The 20,330-nt window shown below is 60.7% G+C and carries 18 protein-coding genes and 1 tRNA gene; 16 read left to right on the plus strand and 3 right to left on the minus strand.

Annotated elements, in window-relative coordinates; all coding sequences use genetic code 11:
* Positions 1-6 precede the first annotated feature (6 nt).
* The 6 genes from ilvN to M0D64_RS10305 all read left to right on the plus strand — a co-directional run bounded on the left by ilvN (position 7) and on the right by M0D64_RS10305 (position 8,127).
* Positions 7-498 (plus strand): acetolactate synthase small subunit, encoded by a 492-nt coding sequence (gene ilvN / locus M0D64_RS10280; protein WP_011487482.1) that lies wholly within the window; start codon positions 7-9, stop codon positions 496-498.
* 175 nt (positions 499-673) lie between these two features.
* On the plus strand, positions 674-1,690 hold the full coding sequence (gene ilvC / locus M0D64_RS10285; protein WP_063495284.1) for a ketol-acid reductoisomerase: 1,017 nt from the start codon (positions 674-676) through the stop codon (positions 1,688-1,690).
* Between the two features lie 1,171 nt (positions 1,691-2,861).
* Positions 2,862-4,562, plus strand: coding sequence for a group II intron reverse transcriptase/maturase (gene ltrA, locus M0D64_RS10290; RefSeq protein ID WP_266257533.1), 1,701 nt, complete (start codon positions 2,862-2,864; stop codon positions 4,560-4,562).
* A gap of 117 nt (positions 4,563-4,679) precedes the next feature.
* Positions 4,680-5,318, plus strand: a complete 639-nt coding sequence (locus M0D64_RS10295) for a phosphatidylserine decarboxylase (protein WP_054034968.1) — start codon at positions 4,680-4,682, stop codon at positions 5,316-5,318.
* A 24-nt stretch (positions 5,319-5,342) separates the two neighbouring features.
* Positions 5,343-6,212, plus strand: coding sequence for a CDP-diacylglycerol--serine O-phosphatidyltransferase (gene pssA / locus M0D64_RS10300; protein ID WP_266257534.1), 870 nt, complete (start codon positions 5,343-5,345; stop codon positions 6,210-6,212).
* Between the two features lie 367 nt (positions 6,213-6,579).
* A complete protein-coding gene (locus tag M0D64_RS10305; RefSeq protein WP_154567703.1) occupies positions 6,580-8,127 on the plus strand; it encodes a 2-isopropylmalate synthase in 1,548 nt (515 codons plus the stop codon).
* A 122-nt stretch (positions 8,128-8,249) separates the two neighbouring features.
* Here the strand turns inward: M0D64_RS10305 and M0D64_RS10310 are convergent, their stop codons facing one another.
* From M0D64_RS10310 to M0D64_RS10320, 3 genes are all read right to left on the minus strand, one after another.
* Entirely contained in the window at positions 8,250-9,830 is a 1,581-nt protein-coding gene (locus tag M0D64_RS10310; RefSeq protein WP_266257535.1) for a SulP family inorganic anion transporter, read from the minus strand.
* Between the two features lie 100 nt (positions 9,831-9,930).
* Positions 9,931-10,566, minus strand: a complete 636-nt coding sequence (locus tag M0D64_RS10315; RefSeq protein ID WP_266257537.1) for a carbonic anhydrase — start codon at positions 10,564-10,566, stop codon at positions 9,931-9,933.
* 230 nt (positions 10,567-10,796) lie between these two features.
* Complete coding sequence (locus M0D64_RS10320; RefSeq protein WP_266257538.1) at positions 10,797-11,360, minus strand: hypothetical protein; 564 nt, start codon at positions 11,358-11,360, stop codon at positions 10,797-10,799.
* Positions 11,361-11,547: 187 nt separating this feature from the next.
* On the opposite strand from M0D64_RS10320, the gene M0D64_RS10325 reads away from it, so the two are divergent.
* The 10 genes from M0D64_RS10325 to M0D64_RS10370 all read left to right on the plus strand — a co-directional run bounded on the left by M0D64_RS10325 (position 11,548) and on the right by M0D64_RS10370 (position 20,322).
* A complete protein-coding gene (locus M0D64_RS10325; protein WP_266257578.1) occupies positions 11,548-12,867 on the plus strand; it encodes a branched-chain amino acid ABC transporter substrate-binding protein in 1,320 nt (439 codons plus the stop codon).
* Between the two features lie 183 nt (positions 12,868-13,050).
* The gene (gene rpsO / locus M0D64_RS10330) at positions 13,051-13,323 is read left to right on the plus strand and encodes a 30S ribosomal protein S15 (RefSeq protein WP_011487489.1); all 273 of its coding nucleotides are present in this window, start codon (positions 13,051-13,053) and stop codon (positions 13,321-13,323) included.
* A 338-nt stretch (positions 13,324-13,661) separates the two neighbouring features.
* On the plus strand, positions 13,662-15,812 hold the full coding sequence (gene pnp / locus M0D64_RS10335) for a polyribonucleotide nucleotidyltransferase (protein ID WP_266257539.1): 2,151 nt from the start codon (positions 13,662-13,664) through the stop codon (positions 15,810-15,812).
* A 240-nt stretch (positions 15,813-16,052) separates the two neighbouring features.
* Positions 16,053-17,069 (plus strand): NAD(P)H-quinone oxidoreductase, encoded by a 1,017-nt coding sequence (locus M0D64_RS10340; protein ID WP_154567532.1) that lies wholly within the window; start codon positions 16,053-16,055, stop codon positions 17,067-17,069.
* Between the two features lie 126 nt (positions 17,070-17,195).
* A complete protein-coding gene (tpiA, locus tag M0D64_RS10345) occupies positions 17,196-17,975 on the plus strand; it encodes a triose-phosphate isomerase (protein WP_266257541.1) in 780 nt (259 codons plus the stop codon).
* Positions 17,976-18,057: 82 nt separating this feature from the next.
* Entirely contained in the window at positions 18,058-18,435 is a 378-nt protein-coding gene (secG, locus tag M0D64_RS10350) for a preprotein translocase subunit SecG (RefSeq protein ID WP_054034962.1), read from the plus strand.
* A 113-nt stretch (positions 18,436-18,548) separates the two neighbouring features.
* Positions 18,549-18,633: transfer RNA gene (locus M0D64_RS10355), tRNA-Leu, on the plus strand.
* Positions 18,634-18,794: 161 nt separating this feature from the next.
* Complete coding sequence (locus M0D64_RS10360; RefSeq protein WP_007175615.1) at positions 18,795-19,154, plus strand: NADH-quinone oxidoreductase subunit A; 360 nt, start codon at positions 18,795-18,797, stop codon at positions 19,152-19,154.
* 63 nt (positions 19,155-19,217) lie between these two features.
* Positions 19,218-19,697, plus strand: a complete 480-nt coding sequence (locus M0D64_RS10365) for an NADH-quinone oxidoreductase subunit B family protein (RefSeq protein ID WP_006052903.1) — start codon at positions 19,218-19,220, stop codon at positions 19,695-19,697.
* Between the two features lie 22 nt (positions 19,698-19,719).
* A complete protein-coding gene (locus M0D64_RS10370; protein WP_154567534.1) occupies positions 19,720-20,322 on the plus strand; it encodes an NADH-quinone oxidoreductase subunit C in 603 nt (200 codons plus the stop codon).
* Positions 20,323-20,330 lie beyond the last annotated feature (8 nt).

Here is a 20,330-nt window from a genome sequence, read left to right on the forward strand (position 1 = left end):
CGAAACATGAGACACATTATTTCTGTCCTGCTGGAAAACGAACCGGGCGCGTTATCACGCGTGGTGGGGCTGTTCTCGGCACGCGGCTACAACATTGAAACCTTGACGGTGGCTCCGACCGAAGACCGTTCGCTGTCGCGCATGACCATCGTCTCCATTGGCTCGGACGACGTGATCGAACAGATCACGAAGCATCTGAACCGCCTGATCGAGGTGGTGAAAGTGGTCGACCTTACCGAGGGCGCCCACATCGAGCGTGAGCTGATGTTGATCAAGGTGAGGGCGGTCGGCAAGGAACGTGAGGAGATGAAACGGATGTCGGATATTTTCCGCGGCCGGATCATCGACGTCACAGAAAAGACCTACACGATCGAACTGACGGGCGCGAGCGACAAGCTCGATGCCTTCATCGAAGGGATCGACGCGACTGCGATTCTCGAAACCGTCCGTACGGGCAGTTCGGGTATCGGCCGCGGCGAGCGCATTCTGAAGGTTTGACGCGCGCGCCGGGTTACGGTTCGAAGTTGCGTTCGAAGTTGCGTTATCAACCGTCTCGATCGAAGCCGGGCAGTGCTAGTGTCTGAATCTGCACCTGTCCGGCCAGCAACACAAAACACACCATTCGCAGTATTTGTATTTCATTGATTTCACCGAATTTAGCCAAGGAACCGACATGAAAGTTTTCTACGACAAGGACGCCGACCTCTCCCTCATCAAGGGCAAGCAAGTCACCATCATCGGCTATGGCTCGCAAGGCCATGCTCACGCACTGAACCTGAGCGAAAGCGGCGTGAAGGTCACGGTCGGTCTGCGCAAGGGCGGCGCATCGTGGAGCAAGGCTGAGAACGCCGGCCTGCAAGTCAAGGAAGTGGCGGAAGCCGTCAAGGGCGCGGACGTCGTCATGATGCTGCTGCCGGACGAGCAGATCGCCGAAGTCTACGCAAAGGAAGTGCACGCCAATATCAAGCAAGGCGCAGCGCTCGCCTTCGCACACGGTTTCAACGTGCACTACGGTCAAGTGATCCCGCGCGCGGACCTCGACGTGATCATGATCGCGCCGAAGGCGCCGGGCCACACGGTTCGCGGTACGTACTCGCAAGGTGGCGGCGTGCCCCACCTGATCGCCGTTGCGCAAGACAAGTCGGGCGCAGCGCGTGACATCGCCCTGTCGTACGCAGCAGCGAACGGCGGCGGCCGTGCCGGTATCATCGAAACGAACTTCCGTGAAGAAACGGAAACCGACCTGTTCGGCGAACAAGCCGTGCTGTGCGGCGGTACGGTCGACCTGATCAAGGCCGGCTTCGAAACGTTGGTGGAAGCGGGCTACGCGCCGGAAATGGCGTACTTCGAGTGCCTGCACGAACTGAAGCTGATCGTCGACCTGATCTACGAAGGCGGCATCGCGAACATGAACTACTCGATCTCGAACAACGCCGAATACGGCGAGTACGTGACGGGTCCGCGTATCGTGACCGCTGAAACGAAGAAGGCGATGAAGGCAGTGCTGACGGACATTCAGACCGGCGAGTACGCAAAGAGCTTCATCATCGAAAACAAGGCCGGCGCACCGACGCTGCAATCGCGCCGCCGTCTGACGGCCGAGCACCAGATCGAAACGGTTGGTGCCAAGCTGCGTTCGATGATGCCGTGGATCGCCGCGAACAAGCTGGTCGACCAGTCGAAGAACTAAGAAGCCAGTTTTATCGCATCTGACCGGCGCGGCGCCTCGTCGCAGCAGCCGGTAATGCAAAAAGCCGTCCAAGGGTGCTGAACCCTGGGCGGCTTTTGCTATCCTACGGTTTTACGTGCGACACGCACGCTCGTGTCCGTCAGCCCCACGTTACGGGGCATCGACTAGAGGGTTATTGAGGAAGGTCTCGACTGGACTCACCATGCCCTCCGCAGGCGGCTCCCTTGTGAGCCGCACTTTAAGCAGTAGGTGTGTCCTTAGGGGCACACCTTAGTAGTGAACACGGGACACGGTGCATTCCGCCGTCAACCGTATTGCATTGACCTGATTACCGTCAGGTCCCGCCCTGTCAGCGGCTTCATCTCCGCCGACAGGGCGGGGTGATGTTTGCAATTCCTGCGCCTCAGGGCAACGGAGTCGCTAAACGATACGAGCGAAAAGCTCGGTGTGTCATTGTTCGGCCTCGCTGGCTGCATTGGCGAGGGTAGTGAACCTGCTGTACGACCAGCAGTAGCCTAGGAAGACATGCGTCACTGGCAACGGTGGGGTGTGAAGCTCTTCTAACAATGTACCCCCCGGAAGTTCGGGCGGATGGTGGTTGCGAGATGACCATCCGGAGACTCCCAGCAGCAACGGGGTTGAGGGGCTAGGCTGGCTGATATGGTTAATGCAAGTGAACTGCTGATAAACCTCGTAAGTAGGACGGTGCCAAAGCTGCTGACAGGCATCAACCAAACAGGTGTGCGGTCGGATAACCCGCTGTAAATTCGGGTTACGTCGTCATCGGACCGCCGGGGAATAGGCAGAACCTAAGTCAGTCGTGTGACACGCCGGGAACGTGGTAAGCCTGTATGGTTGCCGGTCGTAGTTTGACTGGCAGGCGAACCGTGAGGGACGCTGTTGATTGTGCAGGTATGGGATGACGGAGAAAGCGAAAGCCGGTCTGTAATGGGTCGGATAGGGGTTGGAACATTACCCCACGCGAAAGCGGGCAGACTTCCGTCTGGTCTACCGTCGCAAGATGGCTGACTAACCCTTAGCTGGAAGATGATTGCTGTCGGGCTTCTGGACCGTCAGCATATGTTTTTAACCCCCTTGCGGGAGCAGATCGCTCCCGCAAGGGGCGATCTGTTCTTCGCTCGGGATTCACTTCTTCGAGTAGGAGAGCAGCATGAGAGTATCTGTCCGAAAGGACGGATCTGCGCTTTCCCACGCGCCGGACAACTGGTACGCCGTAGATTGGCGGCGGGTTGAACGGAACGTGAGAGGGATGCAGATTCGAATTGCGAAGGCGACGCGGGAAGGCAACTGGCGCAGGGGGAGAGCCCTGCAACGGATGTTGACCCGCACGTTGTCCGCAAAGCTGTATGCGGTACGACGTGTTACGCAGAATCAGGGTGCGCGAACGGCTGGAGTCGATCGCGAACTTTGGGACTCGCCTGAGAGCCGATGGCTTGCTGTCGGCAGGTTGAAGCGGCGTGGATATAAGCCTCTGCCTTTACGGAGAGTCTTTATCCCCAAGGCCAATGGAAAGGAGCGCCCTCTGGGCATTCCGACCATGCGGGACAGGGCGATGCAAGCCTTGTATCTGCTGGCCTTGGAGCCGGTGTCGGAATCGACGAGCGACCCGAACTCTTATGGGTTCAGGTTAAACCGCTCGACGGCTGACGCCATGTCACAGATATTCGTCGCCATGTCCCAGAAGGGCTCAGCCCGTTGGGTGCTGGAGGCGGATATCAAGGGATGCTTCGACCATATTAGCCATAACTGGTTGGAGACCCATGTCCTGATGGACAAGGAAATCCTCCGGAAATGGCTGAAAGCTGGCCTGATTTACAAGGGGCAGCTTCAGGCGACAGAGGCCGGTACGCCGCAAGGAGGGATCATTTCTCCGACGCTGGCGAATGTGACGCTGAACGGGCTGGAGCGAGAACTGCTAGCGCACCTTAGTGCGAAGTTTGGGATCGCAAAAGCCAACAAGCTTAAAGTCAATGTGGTGCGGTACGCGGACGACTTCGTGATCACCGGTGACTCGCAAGAGTTGCTGGAGCAGGAAGTTCGACCTTGGGTGGAAACATTCCTTGCCGTTCGAGGTCTGCAACTGTCCGAGGAGAAAACGCGGATCACACACATTGACCAAGGCTTCGATTTCCTGGGGTGGAATTTCCGTAAGTACTCGGGGACGCTACTCATCAAGCCGAGCAAGAAGAACGTGAAAACGTTCTATCGCAAGGTGGCGGATACGATCAGCGGTCATAAGACGGCAAAGCAGGAGAATCTGATTCGACTGCTGAACCCGATGCTACGGGGCTGGGCGCAGTATCACAGTCCTGTGGTCGCCAAAGAGGCATACAGCCGCATGGAGTCTTTGATTTTCCGAAGGCTTTGGCGGTGGTCGAAGAGGCGGCACCTGAACAAGAGCGCCGAATGGGTGAAGAAGAAATACTTTCACTCGGAGGGCAATCGACACTGGGTGTTCGCTGTTCCTGTAGCTCGTGACGACGGTGGTAAGGGGTCGCTTAGCCTGTACCAGATCAGCGGTACGGAAATTAAGCGACACAGAAAGGTCAAAGGAGCATTCAATCCCTTTGATCCTGAGTGGGAGCAGTACGGCGAACAGTTGCGACAGGCGCGCATGGAACACTCAATGCGTTATCGGAAGCAATGGGTTTCGCTGTATATGTCGCAAGACGGGCTTTGCTCGCATTGTGGCTGTGCCCTGACAAAGGAGACCGGCTGGCATGACCATCATCTAGAGTATCGGATGAATGGTGGCACGGACGCTCTCTCGAACAGGGTTCTGCTTCACCCGCACTGCCATCAGCAGGTGCACGCAGGTAAAATTGCGGTAACTAAGCCGGCCCGGTCCTAAGACCGGGCTTTGTTTGTAGATTTGAGCCGTATGCGGGGAAACTCGCACGTACGGTTCTTAGGGGGCCCTTCTTCCGCGAGGAAGGGGGGCTACCCTCCAAAAATACAGAAGCCATCCATGAATTACCCTCATCCGATCATCGCGCGAGAAGGCTGGCCGTTCATCGCCATCGCGGCCGTCGTTGCATTACTGGTTCATGCCTTCGCGGGATTCGGCTTTGCATGGCTGTTCTGGCTGATCCTGATCTTCGTCGTGCAGTTTTTCCGCGATCCGGCACGCCCGATTCCGACTCAGGCGAACGCCGTACTGTGCCCGGCCGACGGCCGTATCGTCGCAGTCGAGACAGCGCATGATCCGTATGCCAACCGTGAAGCGCTGAAGATCAGCGTGTTCATGAACGTTTTCAATGTCCATTCGCAGCGCTCACCGGTGGACGGTGCGATCTCCAAGGTCGAATATTTCCCGGGCGCGTATCTGAATGCCGCTGTGGATAAGGCTTCGCTCGAAAACGAGCGCAATGCAGTGGTGATCGAAATGGCCGGCGGCCAGACGGTGACGTCGGTGCAGATCGCCGGTCTGATTGCGCGGCGCATTCTTTGCTACGTACGTTCAGGTGAGCCGCTCACGCGTGGCCAGCGTTATGGATTTATCCGTTTTGGCTCGCGTGTCGACGTGTACCTGCCAGTTGGCAGCCGTCCGCGTGTGTCGATCGGTGAGAAGGTTTCCGCGTCGTCCACGATCCTCGCTGAACTATAAAGCGGCACCAAGGAGGTTTTCCGAATGGCCGCATTCAAACCGCGTCGACCCCGCAACAGCGGGCAGCTCCCGCGTCCGTTCCGCCGTAACAAGCCGATCGTGGCGGAGACGGGAGCAGTCGACAGCCGGCGCGCTCAGCGTCAGCAGTTCCTGAGGAAACGCGGCATTTACCTGCTGCCGAACGCATTCACCACCGCCGCGCTCTTTTGCGGCTTCTTCGCCGTGGTGCAGGCGATGAACGTGCGCTTCGAAATCGCGGCAATCGCGATCTTCGTGGCGATGGTGCTGGACGGCATGGACGGCCGCGTCGCCCGTATGACCCATACGCAAAGCGCGTTCGGCGAACAGTTCGACAGTCTCTCGGACATGGTCTCGTTCGGCGTGGCGCCGGCGCTCGTGATGTACGAGTGGATTCTGAAGGATCTCGGCCGCTGGGGCTGGCTCGCGGCGTTCGTCTACTGTTCGGGTGCGGCGTTGCGTCTCGCGCGCTTCAACACGAACATCGGCGTGGTCGACAAGCGCTTCTTCCAGGGTATGCCGAGCCCGGCGGCCGCGGCGCTGATCGCCGGTTTCGTGTGGCTCGCCACCGATAACCGCGTGCCGCTCAAGCTGGTGTGGCTGCCGTGGGTCGCCTTTGTGCTGACCATCTACGCCGGTGTGACGATGGTGTCGAACGCACCGTTCTACAGCGGCAAGGCGCTCGACGTGCGGCACCGCGTGCCGTTCGGCGTGATTCTGCTGGTGGTGGTGGCGTTCGTGCTGGTGTCGTCCGATCCGCCGCTGATGCTGTTCGGCCTGTTCGTGCTGTACGGCCTGTCGGGCTATGTGTTCTGGGGCTACCAGGCGATGCGGGGCAGGGCGAATCCGGCTCGGTCCATAGCGGGCGACAGGTAACGGCGCACCTTCGTTGCACGAACGTGACATGAGAAAACGGCAGCCTTCGCAGGCTGCCGTTTTTCGTTGCCGCGCCCGTCCCGCGGTGCGCGACAGGCAGGTCCGACGCCAATTGCACGGCGACGGGAATGCCGCTATAGTCGTTGGATAAATGCGTTCAGGTTCCCATTTGAGCTGCAGCACGAGCCTCAACAAGCTGGTGCGCCGCGGGTGCGCTAGTGCTGGCGCATCTAGCGCGTTGATCGCTTATCGTTTTCCGCCCCCCGTCTGCCTCGTCTGCGGTTTATAGCGTCGCCAACGGTGGCGCAAAACGCCCGAATTCCAATACCCGATCCCCACAATTGAACGACTCCTCAGGAGACCCGACATGGCCGACAAACTGATCATATTCGACACCACGTTGCGTGACGGCGAGCAATCGCCCGGCGCGTCGATGACGAAAGAAGAAAAAATCCGTATCGCGAAGCAGCTCGAGCGGATGAAAGTGGACGTGATCGAAGCGGGCTTCGCGGCCAGCTCGAATGGCGACTTCGATTCGATCCACACAATCGCGGGCCTGATCAAGGACAGCACGATCTGCTCGCTGGCCCGTGCGAACGACAAAGACATTCAACGCGCTGCTGACGCACTCAAGCCGGCCGATCATTTCCGCATCCACACGTTCATCGCAACGTCGCCGCTGCATATGGAAAAGAAGCTGCGCATGACGCCGGATCAGGTGTTCGAACAGGCAAAGCTGGCGGTGCGTTTCGCCCGCAAGTTCACGGACGACGTCGAGTTTTCGCCGGAAGACGGCAGCCGGTCGGACATGGATTTCCTGTGCCGCGTGCTGGAAGCGGTCATCGCCGAAGGCGCGACCACGATCAACATCGCCGATACGGTCGGCTATGGCGTGCCGGAGTTGTATGGCCAGCTCGTGAAGACGCTGCGTGAGCGTATTCCGAACTCGCATAAGGCGGTGTTCTCGGTGCATTGCCATAACGACCTCGGCATGGCGGTGGCGAACTCGCTGGCCGGTGTGCAGATCGGCGGCGCGCGTCAGGTCGAGTGCACGATCAACGGTCTCGGCGAGCGCGCGGGTAACACATCGCTCGAAGAAATCGTGATGGCGGTGAAGACCCGCAAGGATTACTTCGGCCTTGAAGTCGGTCTCGATACGACCCAGATCGTGCCGGCCTCGAAGCTGGTGTCGCAGATCACCGGTTTCGTCGTGCAGCCGAACAAGGCGGTGGTCGGCGCGAACGCATTTGCGCACGCATCCGGCATCCACCAGGACGGCGTGCTGAAAGCGCGCGACACGTACGAAATCATGCGTGCCGAAGATGTGGGCTGGAGCGCGAACAAGATCGTGCTCGGCAAGTTGTCGGGCCGTAATGCGTTCAAGCAGCGTCTGCAGGAACTGGGCATCGCGCTCGATAGCGAAGGCGAACTGAACACTGCGTTCGCACGCTTCAAGGAATTGGCCGACCGCAAGTCGGAAATCTTCGACGAAGACATCATCGCGATCGTCACCGAGGAATCGGCGGAAGCGCAGGAGAGGGAGCACTACAAGTTCCTGTCGCTGTCGCAGCATTCGGAAACCGGCGAGCAGCCGCACGCGAAGATCGTGTTCTCGGTCGAAGGCAAGGAAGTGACCGGTGAAGCACGCGGCAACGGTCCGGTGGATGCCACGCTCAATGCGATCGAAACGGAAGTGGGTAGCGGTTCGGAATTGCTGCTGTACTCGGTGAACGCCATCACCACCGGCACGCAGGCGCAGGGAGAAGTGACCGTGCGGCTGTCGAAGAGCGGGCGTATCGTCAACGGCGTGGGCACCGATCCGGATATCGTCGCGGCTTCTGCGAAGGCGTATATCTCGGCGCTCAACAAGCTGTATTCGAACTTCGATAAGTTGAATCCGCAACGTTCGGACTAGTAGAAGCAGGCGCGCTGATTGCGTGCGCGCTGAACCGGATTGTCAAGAAGCCCTGTGCCCTGAAAAGCACGGGGCTTCTTGCTTTCGTTGTGTCTCCTCCTCGTGCGTATCGCGCGCTGAAACTACTCCGCAGCCGCGCGCCGCATCGACCATCCGCGCGCAGCGCGTGCCTGCGCCTGGACCTGATGCCGCACTTCGACTGCGATCTCGCGACGCGGCGCATCGGCGACGAACGCGTCCAGCAGTTCGCGCACATCGTGATCGACGAAATCGGCACGCGTTGCGTCGACGATCAAGGTCGCGCCGTCGGGAATCTGCTGCAGATAGTGCTTGAGCGGCACCTTGCCGAGAAACGACACGTCCTTGCGAAAGGACAGCAGATAGTGATCGCCGTGCTGCGCGAGCACGATCGGGCTGCGCAGGTTCGCATACAGCGCGAGCAGCACGCTGCACAGAATGCCGAGCACGATGCCGATCAGCAGATCGGTGGCGAGCACGCCGACCAGCGTGACGATGAACGGCGCAAACGGCGCGAAACCCTGCTTGGCGACGGCGACGAACAACGACGGTTTGGCGAGCTTCACGCCCGTGAAGATAAGAATCGCCGCGAGGCACGCAAGCGGAATCAGGTTGATGACGCTGGTGAGCGCGAACACGCTTACCAGCAGCAACACGCCATGAATGATCGCGGATAGCCGGCTTTGTGCGCCCGCATGCACGTTGGCGGAGCTGCGCACGATGACCGAGGTGATCGGCAGGCCGCCGATCGCACCGGCGATCAGATTACCCACGCCCTGTGCCTTCAATTCGCGATCCGGCGGCGCGGCACGTCGGGCGGGATCGATCTGCTCGACCGCTTCGAGGCTCAGCAGCGTTTCGAGACTCGCGACGATCGCCAGGGTGATGGCGACGCGCCAGACATCAGGATTGACCAGTTGCGCGAAGTGCGGCCCGAAGTCGACCCATTGGAGAGCGACTTGCAACGCGGCGAACGATTCGAGCGACGGCAGCGCGACGCGATGCTCAGCGGGCGGCGCGAACGACGGAGCGAACAGACTGAGCAGCAGCGTCGCGCCGATGCCCAGCAGCACCACCGCGAGCGGCGCGGGGATGAGGCGCACCAGCACAAAGCGGCGTAACGCGCGCGTTTCCCATCCCACCAGAATCGCCAGCGAGAGCAAGGTGAGTACGCAGGCCGCGAGCGATATCGAGCCGAACGGCGTTGTTACGCTGCCGGCAATCCGGGCGGCAGCGTGCGAACCGGCCGACGCATTCGCGCCGAATAGCCCAAGCGCAAGCGGAAACTGCTTGACGATCAGCAGCACACCGATCGCCGCAAGCATGCCCTTGATCACAGGCGATGGCACATAGGCCGCAAATCTGCCGGCCTTCAGCATGCCGAAGCCGAATTGAATCGCGCCGGACAGCAACACGGCCAGCAGGAACGCGGAAAAACTGCCGAGTTGCGCGATTCCGTCGACGACGATCACGACGAGGCCCGCCGCCGGCCCGCTGACGCTCAGCCGCGAACCGCTCAGCACGGCCACCACCAGCCCGCCGACGATGCCCGACACAAGCCCGGCAAATGGCTCGACGCCCGACGCGTTGGCGATGCCCAGACATAGTGGCAGCGCCACCAGAAAAACGACCGTGCCTGCCAACAGATCGCGCTGAAACGTGGAAAAGAAAGCTCGTAGGTTCATGGGGTCGGTGCAGTAATGGTTGGAGCCTTGCGTGCGGCGAAGGCAAAGGCAAAGGCAAAGGCAAAGGCCATGCTGAGGCCGGTTTGATAAGAGCTGCGCACTAGGCAGCGCTATGGGCGGCTGTTGTGCAAGTCATCGCGTCATCGGCTTCGTAGCCGGACGTGAGAACCTTGATGCGCCCGTCCTCGAGCGCAAAGATCCAGCCGTGAACGAGCGGTGCCGGGTCGGCGTCCCGCACGATCGGACTCGCTCGTAACTGGCGCACCTGTTCGAGCACGTTCAACTCCGCGAGCCGGTCAATACGCTCACGCTCGCTTGCGTGGCCCTGCAGCTCGTCGCCATGCGCCTTTGCCAATGCACATAGAGGCGCGATCCGTCGATTCACATGCGGCAGCGTCGGTTCCGGCGGCAGCAGGGCGGCACGCACACCGCCGCAGCCATAGTGGCCGCAGACGATCACGTGCCCTACCTTCAACACGCGCACCGCGTATTCGAGGACACTCGCGGAGTTGTCGTCGTCCGGATGAAAAAGGTTGGCGATGTTGCGGTGAACGAACAGATCGCCCGGCTCGCAATGCGTGATGGTTTCCGCGGGCACGCGGCTGTCCGAGCAGCCGACCCACAGCACGTGCGGATTCTGGCCTCGTACCAGATCACGGAAAAATGCGGGGTTGCGCGCGGCGGTTTCATGCGCCCATGCGACGTTGGCGACCAGCAGGCGTTTCGGACGGTTCATCGATAGTGGCTCCGTAAGTATGGCGCACAGACTCGTCGCCGACATCACGGCTGTGCCCGGACGGCACAGCGGGTGTAATCGGCATCGAATCAATGCTTACGAAAACCTTTCTATCAAAAAATAAATCTACTGTGCGCGAAATAAAATTCGCGGGCATGCGCAATAAATAAAAAAAAGCCGCCTGAAGAGGCGGCTTGGCAGATCCATGCGTAATGGGTTCGAGCGAACGCTCAGAACAGGCTGCGGCGATCCGGGTCGTGCAAGGGATCAGGTGTTTTTTGCGTGAGCCGCACGATGCCCTGGTCGTCGAAATAGAAGCTGTACATCATGTACCAGACGTTGTCTTCCAGATAGCGATACGTCCAGACCTCGCGCTTCATCAACGGGAAGTACGACGTTTCGACTGGGCGTCCGAAGTTCACCAGTACGTCGCTCTTCGTCCACTTGCCGATTTCCGCCCGGTAGAACTCGTTGGGCTGAAGCACCTGACGCACGGTGACGATCTTGCCGGATGCGTCGATGTCGGCGGCGGTAGTGGTTTCTCCCATCGGCTGGGTCGGCCACATCAGCCGCTTGCCGCCGTTGGGCAGGTCGTAGCTTTCACGCGGCGCGCCAAGGCGGGCGACGATAGTCGATTCGTCCGCACCTTGGCTGTATTGCTGCCATGGCTGCACGCAGCCGGCGAGCGTAGCCGTGAGCGCGAGCGCGCTCAGGCAGACGAGCGCGGCGCGGCGCAGGCGTGCTGCGGGCGACGCTTCGATCGAGGCCGCCGTGGATGGGTGGCGGTTGAACATGAATTCCTCCGATGGCATTTGTGTAGCGGTTTTTATCATCGAGACACATTATTTTGACACGGGCGGCGGCAAAAGATTTGCGCTCCATACAAGCTCTCGCTGTAATTACGATAACGGCTTCGCCGGCTTGCTTATTCCGTCTGGAACGCCCTATGATCCGCGCTTCGACGAATCCAGCGGGGCAATGATGATGGCGAATTGGCAACGGGCGGCAGCAGCGGCAGTCGTGGGGCTGGCAGCGATTTCGATGGCCGCGGCGGCGCTCGCCGCGGGAGAAGCGGTGTCGGGTCCGGCAAGCAAGCCGGTCAATAAGCCGACGGGTACGCCGATCCAGTTGGCGCTGATCGAAGGCATGTCCGGCCCATTCGCCAATGCGGGTGCGGCGGTGGAGCGCAATCTGCGCTTCGGCGTCGAGCAGGTGAATGCGCAAGGCGGCGTGCAGCTCGCCGACGGTGCGCATCCGCTCGAACTGGTCGTCCTCGACAGCAAGGGCAGCGCAGAGGAGGCGCTCGTGCAACTGCGCGCGGCCGCCGACCGTCACATCGGCTACATCATGCAGGGCAACAGCTCGGCAGTCGCCGCGGCGCTGATCGGCGCGATCGACAAACAGAACAGCCGCGAGCCGGGCAACCGCGAACTGTTCCTCAATTATTCCGCCGACGATCCCGCCCTGACCAACGCCAATTGCAGTTTCTGGCACTTCCGTTTCGATGCGCACGCGGGCATGCGCATGGATGCGCTGGCTGATGTGATCCAGCGCGACAAAGCAGTGAAGAAGGTCTATCTGCTGAACCAGGACTACAGCTTCGGCCACGACGTCAGCAGCCTCGCGCGTTCGACGTTGGCGACAAAGCGCCCGGATATTGCGGTCGTCGGCGACGAATTTCATCCGATCGGCCGCGTGAAGGACTTCGCGCCTTACATCGCGAAGATCCGCGCGAGCGGCGCGGACGCGGTGATCACCGGCAACTGGGGCAACGACTTGACGCTTCTGGTCAAGGCGGCGCGGGAGCAGGGCCTGGACACCCGGTTTTACACCTTCTACGGCAACAGCCTCGGGGCGCCTGCCGCGTTGGGCGACGCCGGCGTCAAACACGTGATCGCGGTGGCCGACTGGCACCCGAACGCCGGCGGCGCGGCCTCCGACGCGTGGTACGCGGCGTTTCACGCCCGTTTCCCGGCTGCCCAGGATGACTACCCGGTGCTGCGCATGCCGCTGATGATCGAAACCCTCGCCGTGGCGATGAACCGCGCCGGCAGTGCCGACCCGACGGCCGTCGCCCGGGCGTTGGAGGGCATCAAGTCCGACAACGGCTTCCACGCATCGTGGATGCGCGCCGACGACCATCAGTTGATCCAGCCCCTTTATGTGATGGAAATGGACAAGGCCGGCACGCCGGGCGTCAAGTTCGACAACGAAGGTTCAGGCTATGGTTTCCGCACGGTGCTGGCTTTGCCGCCCGAGCGCACGGTGCCGCCGACCGTGTGCAGGATGAAACGGCCGTAGAACGGCCCCTGAGCAAACCCGGACCGGCCACGATCTCGCCCGACACAGCAGGGTTCGCGGCCGGATTGGGCTGTGCTACAATACGCGTCCCGTTGTGAGGCATGGCTAAAAGTATGCGTACACGGGTAACCACGGCACGGCCTTTCTTCCGTGACCGCCTGTCTAGTTCTCAAGGAAATCGACATGTCCGCAGTTGAAACAAGCAAGAAGTCCGAAGTCGTTGCGCAATTCGCACGCGCAGCTAACGACACCGGCTCCCCCGAAGTTCAGGTCGCGCTGCTCACGACCCGCATCAACGAACTGACCGTTCACTTCAAGGCACACACGAAGGATCACCACAGCCGCCGCGGTCTGCTGCGCATGGTGAGCCGCCGTCGTAAGCTGCTCGACTACCTGAAGGGTAAGGACGCGGATCGTTACCGCGCACTGATCGAGAAGCTGGGTCTGCGTAAGTAATCGGCCAGTCGTTCAGCAAGATGCCTGTGTCAGTTCCACTGATACAGGCATTTTGTTTTTGCACGGTGCGCTTCATGTGATGCGCACTGCCTGCCGGTCGCGGTGGCGTGACGATTCATGCGGCGGCTAGCAGGAAAACGGCAGTAAAAAAGCAGCAAAAAAGCAGAAATACGGCCGGGCTTCAGGGCAGAGCTTTGTGTCATTCCAGCGGTTCGCGCACGTACATAGCGTAGGGCGTGGTTCTCTGGAATGGCATAACACTACTCTTCCCCTGTGGCGCCGGTCCTGGCGTTGCCGCGCCGCTTCTGGTCCGCGCGGCATAACGAAGAGGAAAAGCAATGACTATGTTCAATAAGATCGTCAAAGAATTTCAGTGGGGCCAACATAAGGTTCGCCTCGAAACGGGCGAAATCGCTCGTCAGGCGAGCGGTGCGGTGATCGTCGACGTCGAAGACACCGTTGTGCTGGCTACTGTGGTCGGCGCCAAGACCGCCAAGCCGGGCCAGGACTTCTTCCCGCTGACCGTCGATTACCTCGAAAAGACCTACGCCGCAGGCAAGATCCCCGGCGGTTTCTTCCGCCGTGAAGGCCGCCCGTCGGAAGGCGAAACGCTGATCTCGCGCCTGATCGACCGTCCGCTGCGTCCGCTGTTCCCGGAAGGCTTCTACAACGAAGTCCAGGTCGTGATCCACGTCCTGTCGCTGAACCCCGAAATCCCCGCTGACATCCCCGCGCTGATCGGCGCGTCGGCGGCGCTCGCCATTTCCGGTCTGCCGTTCAACGGCCCGGTCGGCGCAGCACGCGTGGCCTACATCAACAACGAATACGTGTTGAACCCGACGCGTCCGCAGATGAAGGAATCGGCACTCGACCTGATCGTCGCCGGTACGGAACGCGCGGTGCTGATGGTGGAATCGGAAGCACAACAACTGACCGAAGAAGTGATGCTCGGCGCAGTGGTGTTCGGCCACGAACAAATGCAGGTCGCGATCGACGTGATCCACGAGCTGGTTCGCGAAGGTGGCAAGCCGGAATGGGATTGGAAACCGGCTGCCAAGAATGAGCCGCTGATCGCACGCGTGTCGGAACTGGCGCAAGCCGATCTGCTCGCCGCTTATCAGATCCGCGACAAGCAAGCCCGTTCGACCAAGCTGAAGGAAGTCTACGCAGCGACGTCGGCCAAGCTGGAAGAAGAAGCAGCGGCAGCCGGCACGGTTGCAGCAGACAAGGCTAGCGTCGGCAACGTGCTGTTCGACATCGAAGCGAAGATCGTCCGTACGCAGATCCTGAACGGCGAGCCGCGTATCGACGGCCGCGACACGCGCACTGTGCGCCCGATCGAAATCCGCACCGGCGTCCTGCCGCGTACGCACGGCTCAGCCTTGTTCACGCGTGGCGAAACGCAGGCCATGGTGGTCGCAACGCTGGGCACCAAGGGCGACGAGCAGAACATCGACGCGCTCGAAGGCGAGTACCGCGAACGCTTCATGCTCCACTACAACATGCCTCCGTTCGCGACCGGCGAAACGGGTCGCGTCGGTTCGCCGAAGCGCCGTGAAATCGGTCACGGCCGTCTGGCCAAGCGCGCGCTGGCTGCGTGCTTGCCGAGCGCCGACGAATTCGGCTACTCGATTCGCGTCGTGTCGGAAATCACCGAATCGAACGGTTCGTCGTCGATGGCTTCGGTGTGCGGCGGCTGCCTCGCATTGATGGACGCCGGCGTGCCGATGAAGGCGCACGTCGCCGGCATCGCGATGGGCCTGATCCTGGAAGGCAACAAGTTTGCCGTGCTGACCGACATCCTCGGCGACGAAGATCACCTCGGCGACATGGACTTCAAGGTGGCAGGTACCGAGCAAGGTGTGACAGCGCTGCAGATGGACATCAAGATCCAGGGCATCACCAAGGAAATCATGCAGGTCGCCCTCGCGCAAGCGAAGGAAGGCCGTATGCACATCCTCGGCAAGATGACCTCGGCGGTGTCGGGCGCGAACACGGTGCTGTCGGACTACGCACCGCGCATGATCACCATCAAGATCAATCCGGAAAAGATCCGCGACGTGATCGGCAAGGGTGGTTCGGTGATCCGCGCGCTGACCGAAGAAACCGGCACGACGATCGATATTTCGGACGACGGCGTCGTCACCATCGCCAGCACCAGCAGCGAAGGCATGGCCGAAGCGAAGAAGCGTATCGAAAACATCACGCTGGAAGTCGAAGTGGGTCAGGTCTACGAAGGCACTGTGCTCAAGCTGCTGGACTTCGGCGCGATCGTGAACATCCTGCCGGGCAAGGACGGTCTGCTGCACATCTCCGAAATCGCCAACGAGCGTATCAAGGACATCAACGACTACCTGAAGGACGGCCAGCAGGTGAAGGTCAAGGTCATCCAGACGGACGAAAAGGGTCGCGTGCGTTTGTCGGCCAAGGCGTTGCTGAACGACGCCGCGAACGGCGCGCCGCAAGGCGAACCGACGCCGCAGCAGTAATGCGGTAGCAGGACGACGGCCGGCAGCGCGAATGCGCGCCGGCCGTTTTTCATGAAGGGTGCAGGGTGGATTGCGTTGCAAGCAGGCACAGGCAGGCTCAAGCAGGCACACGCAGATGCCGGCAGGTGCAAACCGACATAAGCGGGTACTCTGTTTGCATGAAGCGCTTCGTCGCGGTTCAGGCGATTTTCGCCAGTTCGTGTCAGTAGGCAACGCAATCCAATCTTGGAGTTGACGCAGATGAAAGCGATCGAAATCACCGAATTTGGCGCGCCGGAAGTCCTCAAGCTGGCGGAGCGGCCCACGCCGCAGCCGAAAGCGGGCGAGGTGCTGATCAAGGTGGCGGCATCAGGCATCAACCGTCCGGACGTGTTCCAGCGCAAGGGTGGCTATGCGCCGCCGCCGGGTGCGTCGGACCTGCCGGGGCTGGAAGTGGCGGGTGAGATCGTCGGCGGCACCATCGACGAAAAGAATAATCCGTTCGGTCTGAAAATCGGCGATCGCGTGTGCGCATTGCTTGCGGGCGGTGGCTATGCGGAATATGCGACCGCACCGCTGTTGCAGTGCTTGCCGGTGCCCGCTGGCTTGTCGGATGTCGAGGCGGCTTCGCTGCCGGAAACGTTCTTCACGGTGTGGAGCAATGTGTTCGACCGTGCGCAGCTCGGCAAAGGCGAGGGCGCGCCGAACGAGACGCTGCTGGTGCAGGGCGGATCGAGCGGCATCGGCGTGACGGCGATCCAGATTGCGCATGCGCTGGGTTTTCGCGTGTTCGCCACGGCCGGATCGGACGAAAAGTGCCGCGCCTGCGAAGCGCTCGGCGCCGAACGGGCGATCAACTACAAGACTGAGGATTTCGTTGAAGTCATCAAGTCGCTGACGAACGATCGTGGTGTCGATGTCGTCCTCGACATGGTGGCGGGCAGTTATGTGCCGCGCGAGCTGACCGCGCTGGCCGATGGCGGCCGCATCGTGCTGATCGCCTTGCTGGGCGGCGCGAAGGCCGAGCTGAATCTGAACGAAGTGCTGCGCCGCCGTCTGACGGTGACGGGTTCGACGTTGCGCCCGCGGCCGATCGAGTTCAAGGCGAAGATCGCCGCGCAGTTGAAAGAGCGCGTGTGGCCGCACCTCGAAGATGGCCGCATCAAGCCGGTGGTGCACCGTGTGTTTCCGGCAGCGCAAGCCGCTGAAGCGCACGCGCTTATGGAAAGCAGCACGCACGTCGGCAAGATCGTGCTGACTTGGGGTCAGGACGCTTGACACGGCCGGTTTGACCCGATCCACCCCACGCAGTAAAATTGCGCGTTTTGCGCACGCCGCATGAATCCGAAAGGCGGACTGTAAGCGCAAACCGAGTCCGCCGCCAATACACGAGACGACGAGACGATGTCGAAACAACGAGCCAAGCTGGTAGTCGGTAACTGGAAGATGCACGGGCGCCTCGCCGAGAACGCAACGCTGTTACAGGCCGTGGCGCAAGGCGCGGGAGAATTGCCGGCTGATGTGCGCGTCGGTGTTTGTGTGCCGTGCCCTTATCTCGCGCAGACTCAATCGTTGCTGGAAGGCAGCAAGGTCGTGTGGGGCGTGCAGGACGTCTCCGCGTTCACGCATGGCGCCTATACCGGCGAAGTGGCGGCGCAGATGGCGGTGGATTTCGGCGCCACGCTTGCGATCGTCGGGCACTCGGAGCGCCGTGCTTACCATCGCGAAAGCGCAGAGTTGGTTGCGGTGAAGACGCAGCGTGCACTGGAAGCGGGTTTGACCCCGATCGTGTGTGTCGGCGAAACGCTTGAAGAGCGTGAGGCTGGTTCCACGGAGCAGGTGGTCGGCGCGCAACTGGACGAAGTGCTGGCGAAGCTGTCGGTGGAGGATGCGGCACGCATCGTCGTCGCGTACGAGCCGGTCTGGGCGATCGGCACCGGCAAGAGCGCTACGTCGGATCAGGCGCAGGCAGTGCATGCTTTCCTGCGTTCGCGTCTGGCGGTAAAGGGCGCGGCGGTGGCGGATGTGCCGGTGTTGTACGGCGGCAGTGTGAAGCCGGAGAACGCGGAAGAATTGTTCCGCGAGCCGGATATCGACGGTGGCCTGATCGGCGGCGCGTCGTTGAAAGACCAGGATTTCCTGGCGATCTGCAAAGCGGCGGCTGCGACGAGCGTCGCCGGTTAAGCAGGGCGCCTTGGCGAGGATGACCCAATCCCGCGCGGCACACTTTGTGTGGTGCGGTTAAATAAAGACTCAGGTGAGTGTGATGCTGTATTTGAAAACATTGATTATCGTCGTTCAGCTGTTGTCGGCACTCGGGGTCATTGGCCTTGTCTTGCTGCAACACGGCAAAGGCGCCGATATGGGCGCTGCTTTTGGTAGCGGCGCATCGGGCAGCCTGTTCGGCGCGACCGGTTCGGCAAACTTTTTGTCGCGTACCACGGCCGTCCTCGCAGCCGTGTTTTTTGTCACGACATTGACGCTTACGTACCTCGGCGCGTATCGTGCGAAACCGTCCGCAGGCTTGCTGGGCGCGGCTGTGACCGCACCGGTCGCGGCTTCCGCTGCGGCCGCTCCGGCTGGCGGCTCGGCAGTGTTGCCGGCGTCGGCTGCGTCCGTCCCGGCCACGGATGTGCCGAAATAAATTTTTCGTTCAAAGTGCTTTTGTGCGTTGAACAAACTGTTTAGACCAGTTACAATCTAAGTCTTGAAGCGATTCGCGGGTTTTATAAGTTGTTTTCCCGGATTGCAGTTAGTGCCGACGTGGTGAAATTGGTAGACACGCTATCTTGAGGGGGTAGTGGCGAAAGCTGTGCGAGTTCGAGTCTCGCCGTCGGCACCAAATGTTATCTAAATGCCAGCCGCTTGCTTCGCTTCGGCTGGCATTTTCACTTCTGACGCGCGGCTTGCGTTGGACTTGCGGCATGTACGTTGCCGAAGTGATTTCGCGTCAGGAGTGCTATGCTCTTGGCGGCATTCAGAACCAACCGATAGAGGATAGTCTTGAACCTCGCAGCCTATTTCCCCGTCTTGTTGTTCCTCATTGTGGGCACCGGTTTAGGCGTAGCACTGGTCAGCATTGGCAAGATCCTCGGTCCCAACAAGCCCGATACCGAGAAAAACGCACCATACGAGTGCGGCTTCGAAGCATTCGAAGATGCGCGCATGAAGTTCGATGTGCGCTACTACCTCGTCGCCATTCTCTTCATCATTTTCGACCTTGAAACCGCGTTCCTGTTCCCGTGGGGTGTAGCCCTGCGCGACATCGGCTGGCCCGGCTTCATGGCGATGATGATTTTCCTGCTCGAATTCCTGTTGGGCTTTGCCTATATCTGGAAGAAGGGCGGCCTCGACTGGGAATGATGGATTAATCGCCGGTTTGCGTGGGTGGCCAAGGCTTGCCGCCCCGTCTGGAGTGGAAAGCAAATGAGTATCGAAGGGGTCTTGAAGGAAGGGTTTGTCACCACGACGGCAGACAAACTGATCAACTGGACGCGCACCGGCTCGCTGTGGCCGATGACGTTCGGTCTCGCGTGCTGCGCGGTCGAGATGATGCATGCGGGCGCCGCCCGTTATGACCTTGACCGTTTCGGCGTGGTGTTTCGTCCGAGTCCGCGTCAGTCGGACGTGATGATCGTCGCCGGCACGCTGTGCAACAAGATGGCGCCGGCTCTGCGCAAGGTCTACGATCAGATGGCCGAGCCGCGCTGGGTGATTTCGATGGGCTCGTGCGCGAACGGCGGCGGCTACTACCACTATTCCTATTCGGTGGTGCGCGGCTGCGATCGGATCGTGCCGGTCGACGTCTACGTGCCCGGTTGTCCGCCTACGGCGGAAGCGCTGGTGTACGGCGTGATCCAGCTGCAGGCCAAGATCCGTCGCACCAACACAATCGCCCGTCAATAAGGCCAACGCCTCCCCCCACAATATGGCAAGCAAACTCGAGACCCTGAAAGCGAACCTCGAGGCGGCCTTCGGCGGCCTCCTGTTGAGCACCACCGAGGCAGTCGGTGAGTTGACGATCGTCGTGAAGGCGAGCGACTACATCCACGTTGCAACGCGTCTGCGCGACGACCGCTCGCTCGGCTTCGAGCAATTGATGGATCTATGCGGCGTCGACTATCAGACCTACGCCGATGGCGCATACGACGGTCCGCGTTTCGCGGCCGTTCTGCATTTGTTGTCGGTGCAGAACAACTGGCGCCTGCGTCTGCGTGTATTCGCACCAGACGACGAAGTGCCGATCGTCGCGTCAGTCGTCGATATCTGGAGTTCGGCCAACTGGTACGAACGCGAAGCATTCGACCTGTACGGCATTGTCTTCGAGGGTCACCCGGACCTGCGCCGCATCCTGACCGACTACGGTTTCATTGGTCACCCGTTCCGTAAAGATTTCCCTGTCTCCGGCTACGTCGAAATGCGTTACGACCCGGAAGAGAAGCGCGTCGTCTATCAGCCTGTGACGATCGAGCCGCGGGAAATCACGCCGCGCGTGATCCGCGAGGATCGCTATGGCGGTCTGAAACACTAAGAGAACGC

This window comes from Paraburkholderia sp. WS6 (assembly GCF_030464835.1).
Taxonomy (GTDB): Bacteria; Pseudomonadota; Gammaproteobacteria; order Burkholderiales; family Burkholderiaceae; genus Paraburkholderia; species Paraburkholderia madseniana.